17 protein-coding genes are annotated in these 16,000 nt (G+C 50.7%); 14 read left to right on the top strand and 3 right to left on the bottom strand.

Features of this window, described 5'->3' with window-relative positions; all coding sequences use genetic code 11:
• Positions 1-63: 63 nt before the first annotated feature.
• The 14 genes from rpoC to rplA all read left to right on the top strand — a co-directional run bounded on the left by rpoC (position 64) and on the right by rplA (position 13,348).
• Entirely contained in the window at positions 64-3,633 is a 3,570-nt protein-coding gene (gene rpoC / locus PUP29_RS04625) for a DNA-directed RNA polymerase subunit beta' (RefSeq protein ID WP_353423910.1), read from the top strand.
• Positions 3,634-3,728: 95 nt separating this feature from the next.
• A complete protein-coding gene (locus tag PUP29_RS04620) occupies positions 3,729-4,523 on the top strand; it encodes a hypothetical protein (protein ID WP_079546905.1) in 795 nt (264 codons plus the stop codon).
• Positions 4,524-4,572: 49 nt separating this feature from the next.
• Positions 4,573-4,821, top strand: coding sequence for a ribosomal L7Ae/L30e/S12e/Gadd45 family protein (locus tag PUP29_RS04615; RefSeq protein WP_079546906.1), 249 nt, complete (start codon positions 4,573-4,575; stop codon positions 4,819-4,821).
• Positions 4,822-4,894: 73 nt separating this feature from the next.
• Positions 4,895-5,269: a 30S ribosomal protein S12 gene (gene rpsL / locus PUP29_RS04610; RefSeq protein ID WP_079546907.1), complete on the top strand. Its 375-nt coding sequence runs from the start codon at positions 4,895-4,897 to the stop codon at positions 5,267-5,269.
• Between the two features lie 266 nt (positions 5,270-5,535).
• Positions 5,536-6,006 (top strand): 30S ribosomal protein S7, encoded by a 471-nt coding sequence (gene rpsG / locus PUP29_RS04605; RefSeq protein ID WP_079546908.1) that lies wholly within the window; start codon positions 5,536-5,538, stop codon positions 6,004-6,006.
• A gap of 132 nt (positions 6,007-6,138) precedes the next feature.
• Positions 6,139-6,261 carry a hypothetical protein gene (locus tag PUP29_RS04600; RefSeq protein ID WP_353423909.1) on the top strand — a complete coding sequence of 41 codons (123 nt, stop codon included), beginning with the start codon at positions 6,139-6,141 and terminating at the stop codon, positions 6,259-6,261.
• 108 nt (positions 6,262-6,369) lie between these two features.
• Positions 6,370-8,448, top strand: coding sequence for an elongation factor G (fusA, locus tag PUP29_RS04595; protein ID WP_079546909.1), 2,079 nt, complete (start codon positions 6,370-6,372; stop codon positions 8,446-8,448).
• Positions 8,449-8,489: 41 nt separating this feature from the next.
• Entirely contained in the window at positions 8,490-9,704 is a 1,215-nt protein-coding gene (gene tuf, locus PUP29_RS04590; RefSeq protein WP_079546096.1) for an elongation factor Tu, read from the top strand.
• Positions 9,705-9,888: 184 nt separating this feature from the next.
• A complete protein-coding gene (locus tag PUP29_RS04585) occupies positions 9,889-10,839 on the top strand; it encodes a glycosyltransferase family 2 protein (RefSeq protein WP_353423908.1) in 951 nt (316 codons plus the stop codon).
• A gap of 163 nt (positions 10,840-11,002) precedes the next feature.
• Positions 11,003-11,152 carry a 50S ribosomal protein L33 gene (rpmG, locus tag PUP29_RS04580; RefSeq protein WP_079546962.1) on the top strand — a complete coding sequence of 50 codons (150 nt, stop codon included), beginning with the start codon at positions 11,003-11,005 and terminating at the stop codon, positions 11,150-11,152.
• An 18-nt stretch (positions 11,153-11,170) separates the two neighbouring features.
• Positions 11,171-11,443, top strand: a complete 273-nt coding sequence (secE, locus tag PUP29_RS04575) for a preprotein translocase subunit SecE (RefSeq protein ID WP_079546963.1) — start codon at positions 11,171-11,173, stop codon at positions 11,441-11,443.
• Positions 11,444-11,458: 15 nt separating this feature from the next.
• Positions 11,459-12,088 carry a transcription termination/antitermination protein NusG gene (nusG, locus tag PUP29_RS04570; protein ID WP_353423907.1) on the top strand — a complete coding sequence of 210 codons (630 nt, stop codon included), beginning with the start codon at positions 11,459-11,461 and terminating at the stop codon, positions 12,086-12,088.
• 138 nt (positions 12,089-12,226) lie between these two features.
• Entirely contained in the window at positions 12,227-12,652 is a 426-nt protein-coding gene (rplK, locus tag PUP29_RS04565; protein WP_079546964.1) for a 50S ribosomal protein L11, read from the top strand.
• A 3-nt stretch (positions 12,653-12,655) separates the two neighbouring features.
• Entirely contained in the window at positions 12,656-13,348 is a 693-nt protein-coding gene (rplA, locus tag PUP29_RS04560; RefSeq protein ID WP_079546965.1) for a 50S ribosomal protein L1, read from the top strand.
• Between the two features lie 133 nt (positions 13,349-13,481).
• Here the strand turns inward: rplA and PUP29_RS04555 are convergent, their stop codons facing one another.
• From PUP29_RS04555 to PUP29_RS04545, 3 genes are all read right to left on the bottom strand, one after another.
• Positions 13,482-15,083: a DUF4153 domain-containing protein gene (locus PUP29_RS04555; RefSeq protein ID WP_353423906.1), complete on the bottom strand. Its 1,602-nt coding sequence runs from the start codon at positions 15,081-15,083 to the stop codon at positions 13,482-13,484.
• A 157-nt stretch (positions 15,084-15,240) separates the two neighbouring features.
• Entirely contained in the window at positions 15,241-15,456 is a 216-nt protein-coding gene (locus PUP29_RS04550) for a helix-turn-helix domain-containing protein (RefSeq protein WP_079546967.1), read from the bottom strand.
• A 9-nt stretch (positions 15,457-15,465) separates the two neighbouring features.
• On the bottom strand, positions 15,466-15,909 hold the full coding sequence (locus PUP29_RS04545) for a DUF2975 domain-containing protein (RefSeq protein ID WP_353423905.1): 444 nt from the start codon (positions 15,907-15,909) through the stop codon (positions 15,466-15,468).
• Positions 15,910-16,000: the final 91 nt, after the last annotated feature.

Genomic DNA, 16,000 nt, shown 5'->3' with positions numbered 1-16,000 from the left:
AGCGCATGGGCATACAAATAGTTTATAATTTTTTTGAGATAGCAGAGAGGAGTGGAGTTACCTTTGTTTGAACTCAATACATTTGATTCGATACAGATTGGTTTGGCATCTCCGGAAAAAATACGCGAATGGTCGCACGGCGAGGTAAAAAAGCCGGAAACGATCAACTATCGTACTTTGAAGCCGGAGAAGGACGGACTTTTCTGCGAACGCATTTTCGGACCGACAAAGGACTGGGAGTGCCACTGCGGACGCTATAAGCGCATCCGCTATAAAGGCATCGTATGCGAAAAGTGCGGTGTAGAGGTGACGCGCGCGAAGGTGCGCCGCGAACGTATGGGCCACATCGAATTGGCCGCGCCCGTATCGCATATCTGGTATTTTAAAGGAATCCCGTCCCGCATGGGCCTGCTTCTCGATATGTCTCCCCGTTCGCTCGAAAAGGTGCTTTATTTTGCGGCCTTTGTCGTTACGGACCCGGGAGAAACTCCTCTTGAATATAAGCAGCTCCTCACGGATAAGGAATACCGCGAAGCGCAGGCAAAGTTCGGTGAGAATTCATTTTCGGCAGGGATGGGCGCGGAAGCGGTCAAGGTATTGCTGAAAAAGGTCGATCTTGAAGAAGAAGCAAAGGCTCTGCGCGAGGAATTGAAAACCTCCACGGGACAGAAGCGTATCCGTGCGATCAAGCGCCTCGAGGTGGTGGAGGCGTTCCGGCAATCCGGGAACAAGCCCGAATGGATCATTATGGACGTCGTACCGGTCATCCCGCCGGAACTGCGCCCGATGGTACAGCTTGACGGCGGCCGTTTCGCGACCTCCGACCTCAATGACCTGTACCGCCGTGTCATCAACCGCAACAACCGCCTCAGCAGGCTTTTGCAGCTGCGTGCGCCGGACATCATCGTGCGCAACGAAAAGCGTATGCTGCAGGAAGCGGTAGATGCGCTGATCGATAATGGAAGGCGCGGACGCCCGGTGACGGGCCCCGGCAACAGGCCGCTGAAATCCCTTTCGGATATGCTGCGCGGCAAGCAGGGGCGTTTCCGGCAGAACCTGCTCGGAAAGCGCGTAGACTATTCCGGCCGAAGCGTTATCGTAGTCGGGCCGGAGCTGAAAATGTATCAGTGCGGCCTTCCGAAAGAAATGGCGCTCGAGCTGTTCAAGCCGTTCGTCATGAAAAAGCTTGTGGAGGAAGGCTTTGCCCATAACATCAAATCCGCAAAGCGGATGGTGGAAAAGGTGCGCCCGGAGGTTTGGGACGTGCTTGAGGAAGTGATTCAGGGGCATCCGGTGCTTCTCAACCGTGCACCTACGCTGCACAGATTAGGCATCCAGGCGTTCGAGCCGATCCTTGTGGAAGGGCGGGCGATCAAGCTCCATCCGCTCGCGTGTACGGCATATAATGCAGACTTTGACGGCGACCAGATGGCCGTGCACGTTCCGCTTTCCGTGGAAGCGCAGTCTGAAGCGCGGTTCCTGATGCTTGCGGCAAACAATATTTTGAAGCCGCAGGATGGAAAGCCCGTCGTATCGCCTACACAGGATATGGTCATTGGCTCGTATTACCTGACGATCCATAAAGAGGGCGCTAAGGGAGAGGGCAGCATCTTTGCTTCACCGGATGAAGCGATCCTTGCCTATAATACGGGCAACATCGATTTGCAGGCAATGGTGAAGATCCGTGTGACCAAAGAAGTGAACGGCGAAATGAAAACGGGCATTATCGAGACGACGACGGGCCGCGTGATTTTCAATCAGGCGATTCCGCAGGACCTCGGATATATGGACCGGTCGATACCGGGGAACGAACTGAAATTCGAGGTAGACCGGCTGATCGACAAAAAGCAGCTCGGTAAGCTTGTTGATCTTTGTTATGCAAAGCTCGGACCGACGAAAACGTCTTATGTACTGGACGATATCAAAAAGCAGGGCTTCCATTATTCGACGATTGGGGCAATTACGGTCTCCGTATCGGATATCAAGATCCCGCCGGCGAAGAAGAAGCTGATCGCGGAAGCGGAAGACCGCGTTTTGACGATCGAAAAGCAGTATAAGCGCGGTCTGCTGACAGATAAAGAAAAGAAAGACAATGCAGTTAAGGTTTGGGAAGAGACGACCAATAAGGTGACAGATGCTCTGATGAAGAGCCTCGACAAGTTTAACCCAATCTATATGATGGCGAACTCCGGTGCACGTGGTTCTACGAACCAAATCAGACAGTTGGCTGGGATGCGCGGCCTGATGGCCGACCCGAACGGCGAGATCATCGAGATCCCGATCCGTGCGAACTTCCGCGAGGGGCTTACCGTTTTGGAATTCTTCATTTCCTCGCACGGCGCGCGGAAAGGACTTGCAGATACGGCTCTTAGGACGGCAGACTCCGGATATCTGACGCGCCGCCTCGTTGACGTTTCCCACAATGTCATCGTGCGCGAGGTGGATTGCTTTGAGAATCTCGGGGAACAGGTGCAGGGCATGCCGATCCGCAAGCTGACCAACTCGAATGGCAAGGAAGTTATCGAGCCGCTTGCTGACCGCATCCGCGGACGTTATACATCGCAGGATGTGATTGGCCCGGACGGCGAGGTGATCATCAAGGCAAACGAGATGATCACGGCAGAGATTGCCAACCAGATTGAAAAAGCGGGCATCGAAGAAGTCTACATCCGTACGGTATTCACCTGCAAGAGTGAGCACGGTGTATGCGCAAAATGCTACGGCGCGAATATGGCAACGGGCAACCTCGTTGACATCGGCGAAGCGGTCGGCGTTATCGCGGCGCAGTCCATCGGCGAGCCGGGTACGCAGCTTACGATGCGGACGTTCCACACGGGCGGCGTTGCCGGCGGCGATATTACGCAGGGTCTTCCGCGTGTCGAGGAATTGTTCGAAGCAAGAAAGCCGCGCGGCCTTGCGGTCATCTCGGAGATTGCGGGAACGGTCGCCATCAACGATACGCGCAAGAAGCGCGAGATCACAGTGGCGAACGATTCGGGAGAGGCAAAGACGTATCTTATTCCGTATGGCTCCCGCGTGACCGTTACAGACGGACAGGTGATCGAAGCGGGCGACGAGCTCACCGAGGGCTCGATCAACCCGAACGATATTTTGAAGATCAAGGGCGTGAAGGGCGTTCAGGAATACCTGCTGAAAGAGGTACAGATGGTTTACCGGATGCAGGGCGTTGAGATTTCCGATAAGCATCTTGAGATCATTGTGCGGCAGATGCTCAAGAAATGTAAGATCGAAGATGCCGGAGACACGACGATGCTTCCGGGAGAACTGGTCGATATCTTCCAGTTCGACAAAGAGAACGAACAGATGCTGCGTGAAGGAAAAGAACCCGCGACTGCGTCGCGCGTGCTGCTTGGTATCACCAAAGCGTCGCTTTCTACGAACAGTTTCCTTTCGGCGGCTTCTTTCCAAGAAACGACGCGTGTGCTTACAGAAGCGGCGATCAAAGGCAAAGTCGATCCGCTCCTCGGTCTTAAGGAGAACATTATTATCGGTAAGCTGATACCGGCCGGAACGGGAATGAAGCGGTATAAGAACATCGACGTGATCAGCAATGTAGTGAACGACGATATCGCAGCACAAATAGATGATGATATCGCGGATATGGATATCTAAGTAATAGATGTGCAGCGCACATAGGGCGGGGGCGGCAGCGTCCCCGCTTTTTGGAAAACGCCGGATAAAAATGGGCGCTTCTACAGGAGGAATGAATGGAACATACAAACTATGATTCGCGCGGTAATGAAGGACTCAAAAAGCATTGCCCCATCAGCGACAGCGAGCTATGCGATTGGTTAGGGAAAAAGGGCTGCTATCAATGTTATATCAGCACCTTGAAAACGGAGACACAAAAAACAGATGCGCTTGAACGCTGGAAAGTGACGCTTTCCTATCTTCCGGATAATATCGACGACCTGCATACGTCGGACGAATGCCAGTTCTGTAAAGACGAAAAACCGGAAAAAGCGCAGTATTATGCGACTTTTGAGATGGCTCATCCCGAGCCGTACGCAGAAAAAGGAATGATACTCGGCTTTGGGAAAAAGGTGCGGACGCCGGTGGGTTCTCTGCTGACGATTCAGGCCGCGATTGGAAAAGAGTGCAAAAAAGCGTTCCGTATGGCGGATATTTTGCAGCTCGGGATATTTATTGGATTTATGGCCGCGGCGTTCCTGATGCTGATGATCCCCCAGCTTGGTCAAACTATGGCCAGCTGGACGCCGCTTATGCCCTATATCTTTATTGCGCTCATGCTGGTCGCGGGGTATTTTCTGGGGCGTAATCTTGCATCGGCATATATCAGAAAGGCAAAGCAAAAAGTTAAGATCGATCTATCGGAGATCCCGCTGATAAAGCAAATGCTGAATCTGGGCTGGTTCTTTTTCCAGACGGGGAGCGATGGAATGCCAAAGGTCTTCTTCCACAAGGAAAAGACGTATGATAGAATCGTAAGACCACGAAATGATGAGGATGAAGACGAGCCGCTTGACAACATCAACATTTGAGTGGTATTATATTTAGGCGCGCTTTTTTGCGTTTTTGTGGGGAACAAGGATGTTTGAAGAACTAAAAAATGCCGAAAATAAGGTCGTCGGCTTAAAACAGCTTTTGCGCGGCCTTGCTGCAGACGATGTCTCGGTCGTGTATATCGCGGACGACGCAGACAGGCATGTAAAGGAGCAGATCTTAACGGCGATCGGTGAAAAGGATATCCACATCGTGAATGTGGAATCGATGCGCGAGTTAGGCGAGCAATGCGGGATCGATGTTTCGGCCGCATGTGCTGCGATCCTCAACAATTGATTCTCTTCAGGGTTGCGGAGAATTTGAACGATATGTTGCATAAATTGACGATGAAAGAAAGGAAGGTGCGTGTATGCCTACCATAAATCAGTTGGTAAAACACGGCAGAAAAACTCAGGTTTCGAAATCAAATTCGCCTATATTGAAGCAGTCGCCTCAAAAAAGAGGCGTATGTCTCGCAGTAAGGACGATGACTCCTAAAAAGCCGAACTCTGCGCTTCGTAAGATCGCGAGGGTCCGTCTTGTAAACGGGATGGAAGGTACCGCCTATATCCCGGGTATTGGCCACAATCTGCAGGAGCACAGCGTTGTTCTCATCAGAGGCGGAAGAGTCAAAGACCTCCCGGGTGTAAGATATCATATCATCCGCGGTGCGCTTGATACAGCCGGCGTTGCGGACAGAAAGCAGGCGCGCAGCCGTTATGGCGCGAAAATGCCGAAAAAATAAGTCGCGTATATGCTTGGATGCGGGCTGAACATCTTGTTATGCTTGCTTATGTTTGTGCGAACGGAAGACGAAACATTTTTTGTCGCGGCAGGCAGGAAATAGAAAGACTTTAGAGTGCATCCGAAGAGTATACGTTTGATACAGATCGGTTCCGAAAAGACCGAATCGTGTCAGTGTGCTGCAGAAATGGTGGGATATTGCCGAAAATGTTTCCCATCGTTGGTGGCAACTTTCATTATTTATTAGATTAAAAGGAGGGCTTTGAAATGCCTAGACGCGGTGGAGTACCGAAACGTGAGGTAATAGCGGATCCTATGTATAACAGTACGGTCGTGACCAAGCTCATCAATCAGATCATGGTTGACGGAAAGCGGGGAACGGCGCAGCGGATCTGTTATGACGCTTTTGAAATAATCAAAGAAAAAACAGGGCAGGATGCGATGGATGTATTCAATTCCTGTATGGAAAATGTAATGCCTGTACTGGAGGTAAAAGCACGGCGCGTTGGCGGTGCGACCTATCAGGTACCGATGGAGGTTCGGCCGGAGCGCCGTCAGACGCTTGCGATTCGTTGGCTGGCACTCTTCTCGAATAAGCGTGGAGAGCGTACGATGCGGGAACGCCTTGCGGCGGAGATCATGGATGCGGCCAATAATACGGGCGCAAGTGTGAAGAAAAAAGAAGATATGCATAAGATGGCGGAAGCGAACAAGGCATTCGCGCATTATCGGTGGTAAGCGCCGGGCATATCAACTGAATGGCAACAGGAATTTTGCGGAAGCGGTTTTGCGGGGGAACCCTGTAAAACCGCCGATGCTTTACGGGAATCTCCTGCGGCGTTGCGCAGAGAGCAGAGAAAAAGAGCGCGCATGGGAAGTTCACGCGAAAGCGGAATGGAGCAGGCGGGCTTTGCAGCGTTAAGCGAACACGCGGCTGCGTGTGTCGGTTATTTTGCGGCTCGCAGCCGTAAATTTACCGTAAACGGAGCGTAAATTTTTCGTGAAAACACTGGCGGCTGCCAAAAGGAAACGCTATACTGTTGTCTGTTAGAGGGAAAGATTTTTTCATATAAATTTTAAGTGAATTGGAAAGGAGATACAATGTCTGGAAAATTTCCGCTTGAAAAAGTAAGAAATATCGGCATCATGGCGCATATCGACGCAGGCAAAACGACTGCGACGGAACGAATCCTGTTCTATACGGGCCGGACCTATAAGATTGGCGATACGCATGACGGAAATGCCGTTATGGACTGGATGGAGCAGGAGCAGGAGAGAGGTATCACGATCACCTCCGCTGCAACGACCACGCAGTGGGAAGGCCATCAGATCAATATCATCGACACGCCGGGCCACGTTGACTTCACAGTTGAGGTGGAGCGTTCTCTGCGTGTACTGGACGGCGCTGTTGCCGTATTCTGTGCAAAGGGCGGCGTAGAACCGCAGTCTGAAACGGTATGGCGTCAGGCAGAGGGCTATGGTGTTCCGCGTATGGCGTTCGTCAATAAAATGGATATCATGGGCGCGGATTTCTATAATGTAGTAGATATGATCAAGGAACGCCTTGGCGCGAATCCGGTGCCGCTTCAGCTCCCGATTGGTGTGGAAGACACCTTTTCCGGAGTGATCGACCTCGTGGAGATGAAAGCGATCACTTACCCGGACGACGACCCGACAGGCACTAAGTTCGTTGTGGGCGATATTCCGGAAGACATGAAAGAGATTGCCGATGATTACCGCGAGAAGCTGATCGAAGCAGTTGCAGATCAGGATGAATCTATCATGGAAAAATATTTCGCGGGCGAGGATATCACAAAAGAAGAGATCATCAAGGTGCTGCGCAAAGGAACGATCGCTGGTACGATCATTCCGGTATGCTGCGGCAGCGCCTACCGGAACAAAGGGATCCAGCCTTTGCTCGATAAGATCGTCGAGCTGATGCCCTCTCCGCTTGATATTCCGGCCATCAAGGGGATCAAGCCGGGAACAGAGGAAGAGATCGAGCGTCCGGCAGATGTAAACGGCCCGTTCGCGGCTCTTGCATTCAAGATCATGGCAGACCCGTTTGTTGGAAAGCTGGCGTTCTTCCGCGTTTATTCCGGTAAGCTGAGGAGCGGCTCGTATGTTCTCAACTCCACGAAGGGCAAGCGCGAGAGGATCGGACGTATCCTGCGGATGCATGCAAACCATAGAGAAGAAGTAGACGAGGTCGAAGCGGGCGATATCGCGGCGGCTGTCGGCTTCAAGGATGTGGGAACGGGCGATACGCTGTGCGACGACAAGCAGCAGATCATACTTGAGAATATGGTATTCCCGGATCCGGTCATTCAGGTCGCAATCGAGCCGAAGACAAAGGCCGGACAGGAAAAGATGTCTGTTGCGCTCCAGAAGCTGGCGGAGGAAGACCCGACATTCCGTGCTTACACGGACGAAGAAACGGGCCAGACGATCATCGCAGGAATGGGCGAGCTCCATCTTGAAATCATCGTGGACCGTATGCTCCGCGAGTTCAAGGTGGAAGCGTCGGTCGGTAAGCCGCAGGTTGCTTACCGAGAAGCGATGACAAAGCCGGTCGACGTAGAAGGTAAGTATGTCCGTCAGTCTGGTGGTAAAGGTCAGTATGGTCATTGTAAGATCCATGTTGAACCTCTTGAGCCGGGCAGCGGCTATGAATTTGAAAACAAGATCGTCGGCGGCGCTATCCCGAAGGAATACATTCCTTCCATTGACGCAGGTATTCAGGAAGCGGCCAAGAGCGGTCTTGTCGGCGGTTATGAAGTAGTAGACTTCAAGGTCACGCTGGTCGACGGTTCCTACCACGAAGTCGACTCCTCTGAAATGGCATTCAAGATCGCAGGCTCTATGGCAATCAAGGAAGCGTTTGCAAAGGGCGGCAGTATTCTGCTTGAACCTATGATGAAAGTGGAAGTTGTCGTTCCGGAGGAATACCTCGGCGACGTCATGGGTAATGTCAACTCCCGCCGCGGGCGTATCGAAGGAACGGAAGCGCGCGGCGGCGGACAGATCATCCGCGCGATGGTGCCGCTTTCCGAAATGTTCGGTTATGCGACAGACCTGCGTTCGAGAACGCAGGGACGCGGTCAGTTCACTATGCAGTTCGACCACTATGAACCGGTTCCGAAGAGCATGGTAGAAAAGATCACCGGAGAAAAGAAATAAGTTATTATTAACGAAAGAAAAGAAATAAGGAGAAAAGAGCAATGGCAAAGGGTAAGTTTGAAAGAACGAAGCCGCATGTAAACATCGGAACGATCGGGCACGTAGACCACGGGAAAACGACGCTGACAGCGGCGATCACGATGGTGCTGGCAAAGAAGGGCCAGGCGGAAGCGACGAAATATGACGAGATCGATAAGGCGCCGGAGGAAAAAGAGCGCGGGATCACGATCAACACGGCGCACGTAGAGTATGAGACGGAAAAGAGACACTACGCGCACGTAGACTGCCCGGGGCACGCGGACTATGTAAAGAACATGATCACGGGGGCGGCGCAGATGGACGGAGCGATCCTTGTGGTATCGGCGGCAGACGGCCCGATGCCGCAGACGAGAGAGCACATCCTGCTGGCGAGACAGGTAGGAGTACCGTACATCATCGTATATATGAACAAGACGGACCAGGTAGACGACCCGGAGCTTCTGGAGCTGGTCGAGATGGAGATCCGGGAGCTGCTTTCGGAATACGACTTCCCGGGCGACGACACGCCGATCATCAAGGGAAGCGCGCTGAAGGCGCTGGAAGCGGCGCAGGCGTCGGACGACATCGCGGACAATCCGGACTGCCAGAGCATCTTCGAACTGATGGATGCAGTAGACAGCTATATTCCGGAGCCGCAGAGAGACGTAGACAAGCCGTTCCTGATGCCGGTAGAGGACGTATTCTCGATCACAGGGCGCGGGACGGTAGCGACGGGCCGAGTGGAGAGAGGAACGGTCAAAGTACAGGATACGGTAGAGATCGTAGGGCTGACGGAGGAGAAGAGAAGCGTCGTGGTAACGGGCGTGGAGATGTTCCGGAAGCTGCTTGACGAGGCGATCACGGGAGATAACATCGGAGTGCTTCTGAGAGGGGTACAGAGAGACGAGATCGAAAGAGGCCAGGTACTGGCGAAGCCGGGCTCGATCCATCCGCACACGCACTTCAACAGCAGCGTATACGTGCTGAAGAAGGAAGAGGGCGGGAGACACACGCCGTTCTTCAACGGATACCGTCCGCAGTTCTATTTCCGTACGACGGACGTAACGGGAGTGATCGAGCTTCCGACGGGAACGGAAATGGTAATGCCGGGAGATAACGTAGAGATGGAGATCAAGCTGATCACGCCGATCGCGATCGAGGAAGGACTTCGGTTCGCGATTCGTGAAGGCGGCCGCACGGTAGGATCCGGCGTCGTAACGGGGATCATTGAGGACTAAGAAGTGTTGACGGGCAACACAAAGGGAGCGCACCGCGCTCCCTTTTTCTATACGAATATCGGATGAATAGAGCTGTCTGTAAGCCGATGCAAATGAAAACGCTTTGTAAACAAACGGGAGGCAGATTGATTTTAAACGGCAGATATAGTATGATTATGATATCAAAAAACAGGAAGAACGACGTATGGATTCTCTTTATATCGTAGTTCCGTGCTACAATGAAGAAGAAGTGCTGCACGAGACGACAAGGCGGTTGACGGATAAACTGAATAGAATGGTAGCGGACGGAATGATTGCAGGCACGAGCCGTATTATGTATGTGGACGACGGCTCTAAGGACCAGACGTGGCAGATCATCGGGCAGCTGCATGCGGAAAACCCGTATGTGACGGGGGTGAAGCTTTCCCGCAACCGGGGACATCAGAATGCGCTTCTGGCAGGCCTTATGACGGCGAAAGACCTGTGCGATGTAACGGTTTCCATGGATGCGGATCTTCAGGACGACATTGAGGTGCTGGACGAATTTATCCAAAAATACCGTGAAGGATGCGACATTGTATACGGCGTGAGAAGCAACCGGGATACAGATACAGGATTTAAGCGCAATACGGCGCAGGCATTTTATAAGCTGCTCAAATTTTTTGGAGTGGACGCAGTCTATAATCATGCGGATTACCGGCTGATGTCAAAACGGGCTCTCGACGGCCTCGCGGAGTTTGGAGAAGTGAATCTTTTCCTGCGTGGAATCGTACCGCAGATCGGATATCAAACGGCGGTCGTGGAGTATTCCCGGGGCGAACGCTTTGCAGGAGAATCAAAATATCCGCTGAAAAAAATGATGGCCTTTGCATTTGACGGGATCACGTCGTTTTCCATTAAACCGATCCGCATGATATTAACAGTGGGGCTCGTGATTTTTCTGGTGAGCCTTGTGATGCTCATTTATTCTCTTGTCGTCAATGCTTTGGGACAAACGGAAACCGGATGGACGAGCATGATGATGTCGATCTGGCTCCTTGGAGGCTTGCAGCTGATGGCGGTCGGTATCATTGGGGAATATGTCGGCAAGGCCTATCTGGAGACGAAAAAACGGCCGAAATATATCATTGAAACAGTATTGAAAGACAGGGAATAGGAGCGGCGGGAAAAAACCGCCCGTTCCTCTTAAAAGCGCGAAAAAATTTGGCTGAAATCTTGACAACAACGGGGTTTAATGGTATCATATAAAAGCATCTTTGATAAAAGGCAGAGAGTGCCTTTTTTAGATTGCCTAAAAACAAAAGACCGGAGGAAAGAAAATGCGCACGAAGATCACGCTTGCTTGCACGGAATGCAAACAGAGGAACTATGATACGATGAAGAATAAAAAGAACGATCCGGACAGACTTGAAATGTCTAAATACTGCAAGTTCTGCAAGAAGCATACCGTACATAAGGAAACCAAATAATTTTGAGGTGGCATTACGATGGCTAAGACCAAACTGCTCGGCGAGGAACGGGAAAAGCACCTGAAGGAGCAGAAAAAGCTCGCCAAAAAAAAGAATAAAAAGCAGAGAAGGAGCCCTGCCCGTTTCTTTAAAGACGTTTGGGGCGAAGTGAAAAAGGTAACGTGGCCGACGCGCAAGGACCTCTTTAAAACGACGTTTGCGGTTATTGTTTTCATTGTTATTTTTGCGGTTATCGTCGGACTGATGGATTGGGGCTTTGGTTCACTGTTCAGAACGTTCCTGCAGTCTTAGGAGAAAAAACTGTTTATGAGTATGGATAAAAATGGACCGGAAGACGTCCTGATCCCCGAGGGGAATACGAATATCGAGAGGCCTGCCGAAGAAAAAGAGGAGCGTCCTAAATTCCTGAAGCAGGAAAAGACGGATAAGCCCTATTGGTATGTTGTATACACCTATTCCGGTTATGAAAATAAAGTAATGGATAACCTCCTGAAAACAGTGGAAAACCATAATCTTCATGATACGATCATGGATGTCAAGGTACCGATGGAGGAATCTGTAGAAGTCAAAAACGGAAAGAAGCGCCATGTTTCCCGGAAAATGTTCCCCGGCTATGTCATGGTGAAAATGTTTCTGACCGATGAATCGTGGTATGTCGTACGGAACACACGCGGCGTGACCGGGTTTGTCGGACCGTCATCCAAGCCGATCCCGCTTTCTGATGCGGAAGTGCGGGCAATGGGAATCGAAAATGTACGAATCAGCCTTGATGTTGAAGTCGGAAATAATGTGATCGTGACCTCAGGACCGCTCGAAAGCTTCGTCGGCGTAGTAGAGGAAGTAAATACGGAGCGCCAGAAAGTACGTGTTCTGGTTTCTATGTTCGGGCGTGATACTTCTGTAGAGCTTGACTTCGTACAGGTAAAACGGATTTAACAAAGGCTGCCGTACCCGGGATATTGCGGTGGAAAACGCCGCAGAGGAAAGAGGACGGCAGGAAGATAATTTGTTTCAGAGTGGGAGGCGTAATCCTCACGCCGCGCACCACATCACATAAAAGAAGGAGAAAAGAAAATGGCAAAAAAAGTTGCAGGGTATATCAAATTGCAGATACCCGCAGGAAAAGCGACGCCCGCGCCGCCGGTAGGTCCGGCTCTTGGACAGCATGGCGTCAACATTATGGACTTCACAAAGGCGTTCAATGAAAAAACGGCGCAGCAGGCCGGACTTATCATTCCGGTTGTTATCACAGTATATGCAGACCGTTCGTTCAGCTTTATTACAAAAACGCCTCCGGCAGCCGTACTGATCAAGAAAGCCTGCAAGATCGAGAAAGCTTCGGGCGTTCCGAATAAGCAGAAGGTCGCGAAGATCACGCGTGCGCAGCTGGAAGAGATCGCTACCCTGAAAATGCCCGACCTCAATGCGGCCAGCCTTGAGGCAGCGGTCAGCATGATCGCAGGAACAGCGAGAAGTATGGGCGTAGAAGTGGAGGGCTAAACGATGAAAAGAGGAAAGAATTATCAGGACAGTGTAAAGTCCTATGACAAAATGAATCTGTTTGACCCGGAAGAAGCGGTAAAGATCTGCAAAGAGACTGCCAAAGCGAAATTTGACGAGACGATCGAGCTTTCGGTAAAGCTGGGTGTAGATCCTCGCCATGCAGACCAGCAGGTCAGAGGCGCGGTTGTGCTGCCGCACGGAACGGGTAAAACGGTACGTGTGCTCGTGATCACCAAGGGGGATAAAGCAAAGGAAGCGCAGGAAGCTGGTGCGGATTTCGTAGGCGCAGAGGAAATGATCGAAAAGATCCAGAAAGAAAACTGGTTTGATTTTGACGTTATCGTAGCGACGCCCGACATGATGGGCCAGATTGGCCGTATTGGTAAGATCCTCGGACCGAAAGGCCTTATGCCGAACCCGAAATCCGGTACGGTCACGATGGAGGTCGCAAAAGCGATTGCCGATATCAAGGCCGGTAAGGTTGAGTATCGCGTCGATAAGACGGCAATCATTCACGTGCCGATCGGAAAAAAGAGCTTCAGCGAGGATCAGCTGAAGGAAAATCTGAAAGCGATCATGGACGCGATCGTCAAGGCGAAGCCGTCCGCAGCAAAGGGCACGTATTTAAAGAGCGTCGTTCTTTCCGCAACGATGGGTCCGGGCGTGAAGTGCAATCCGCTGAGATTCATCTAAAGAGTGTATATAAAGAAAAGGAGACTCGTGAAGAGTCTTCTTTTTTATAACCGCTATAGCAAATTCGGTGTGCAAAGAAAGGGCCGCCTGTAAAGACGAGCGGCCCTGATATTGCGGGAAGTAAGAAAGTGCATTAGGACAGCCCGGCAGTCAAGGCCTCCTTGATTTTATCAATATTTTCTATAAGCTGGGGGTTCGCTGCAAGCGCTTCCTGTGCGGCTTCCCGGCCAACGTTGAAATAACGCCAGTCGCCGGCTGAAGATTCGAGACTGCGCATCATGCGCCGCAGATGCCAAGCCTGCCTGAGCGTTTCATCATCTTGATACAGAAGTATCCTGTCGTTGCCTAAATATTGATAGGCCGCGGTATCATATTGGAATTCGTCCTCTGGAATGATCGTTATGGTGAAGTCGCTTTCATCCAGCAAACCAATATAATAGGGAAGCGCATCGGCACTGAGTGTGGTCAGGTAGGAGATATCTGCTTTTTTTCCTTGATTTTTGATGTTTTCCCGCGCGATAAATGCGTCGATATTCCAAAAAGCAAGAATAAGGTAGCAGGTCATAAAGCAGAAAAAGGCACATTTTTTCAGATCGATGCGTGGGAGCCACAGTCGCAGGATAACGATGATTAGAAATGCGAAAAGGGCGGTCATAAAAAACTGTGTAAAGAGGCGGAGCTGGGAAAAGCCGAAAGCCTGTTCGTAAAGCGTCATGCGGGAAAAAGAAGATAAAAGCAGAATGAGAGTACAGCCGAGAAGAAATGCGGCTAAAATGCGCCGAAGCTGAAACGCGGCAGGCGTGCACGGACAGCCGAAGCGGAGCAGTAGGAGGACTGTCAGCATGACGATAACAGCAGCGCCGAGGAGCTGCCAGAAGCCGCTGCGGGCATATTCCGCATAGGTCACTCCCGCAGGAACACGGCTGGAGAACAAATAGAAAAACTGGATGGCGCAAAAAACGGCAAGCACTGCCGATAACGCAAACAGTATGATCAAAGAGGCGGAGAAAGGAATCGTTCTTTCTTTTTTTGCCGCCGGGGCGGCGGAAACGGGCGGCTTTCGCGGGGCCCTATTTGCAAGAGACCAGAATAAACCGGAGAAGAGAACAAACAAAGCAAGGGCGATGAGTACGCGGCCAATAATGTCACCCCATTCCAGACTGCCGAATGCCGCGGTAAAGAAGTGGGCGAATACGGCGTCTCCAGATAAAAGCAAAGGAATGACAGCGAAAAGAATGGGAACGGCTATCGTGATCCCGATCAGTATCCCGGAAAAACGGCTGCCGTTCTCATTTCTATATTGGCGGAACGCTCCGCCGATGCCGCCAAAGGAAAGGGAAAACCAACAGGAAAGGCTGTCGCCCACCATGTGGACAGAATAAGGCGCGTAAAGCGCCTGTCCTGTGCCAAGCATGATTTGCTCACCCACAAGCAAAATGATCAGGCAGGCGTTGATTGAGAGCAGAACAGGATCGTTGAACAGAACGAACGTAATGGAAAGAAGAACGGCATAGACAGAATGAAACGGTGCACGTACAAGAAGACGAAAAAATTTTTTACCGAAGGCTGCGGCCATAAGCAGATAGAAAGCTGCGAGGCTGAGCGGAACGTTGAGCCCGAACGGCTTTAGATGAAACAGATTATCGTAAAACAGGATGCAAAATAACAGCGCGGGAACCACACCCGCAAGAAGAAGCTTTAAAGTACTGATATTGTTTTGGTTTGTGGTATTCATAAAAATACTCCTTTTGTTTACTAAGGTATGAGGGAGGTACGGTTTCCTTTTATATACAGCCCCCGATCACGGTCATTTTTGCGTACAAAAATCTAGTTGCCATGCACAAAATGAAACTGTGGGCAAGAAAGAGCAGATTTCATTGCAGAACAAGATATTACAGCTCCTCGTCCGGAATGTATTCAAGGAGCTCGGACGGCTGACAATCGAGCGCCTTGCAAAGCGCATTCAGCGTAGAGAAGCGTATTGCCTTACATTTATTATTTTTTAAGATAGAAAGATTGGCAAGCGAGATATCTACTGCGGCAGAGAGCTCGTTTAAGCTGATTTTTCTTTTTGCCATCATTACGTCAAGATTTACTAAGATCGCCATACCGTCACCTCACACAGTCAGGTCGATCTCTTCACGGTACTCGGCAGCCCGTTCGATCAGATGAGCTAAAACCTGCGCACACAGGATACCAAGAAGTAGGACCGCGATGCAGAGAAGCTTTGAAATAGAAGGAACAAAACAGAAAATAAAAATGAAATCAGCCATCAAAAGTCCAAGCGCAAGAGAAAGACGCTTTAAGCTTACTACGTTGCGCCGAACAAACGGATTTCCCGCTTTTACGCTCAAAATCAGCCTGCGCAGTTCCCATAAAAACCACAGCGCGATCGCGCCGGCGGAATAAAAGAAGATCATGCTCGGAACCAGATAAATGAAGTAGTACAGCACATAATCCGTCATAAAAGGCAATGCGACAAACAGTGCGGCGATCACCGCCATACAAATGAGCAGGATAACATTCAATATCCCTGCGATTTTTTTCCCGCCTGTTTTCATAGAGAAGGAACCTCCCTTTTGTACTTTCCTGTTTAGTATATGCGAACAATTATTATATGTCAATAAAAATTTATTGAAAAACAATAAATTA

The organism is Christensenella massiliensis (genome assembly GCF_040409835.1).
GTDB lineage: Bacteria > Bacillota > Clostridia > Christensenellales > Christensenellaceae > Christensenella > Christensenella massiliensis.
The sequence above is the reverse complement of the archived record's forward strand: the minus strand, read 5'-3'. Positions and strand labels throughout refer to the sequence as shown.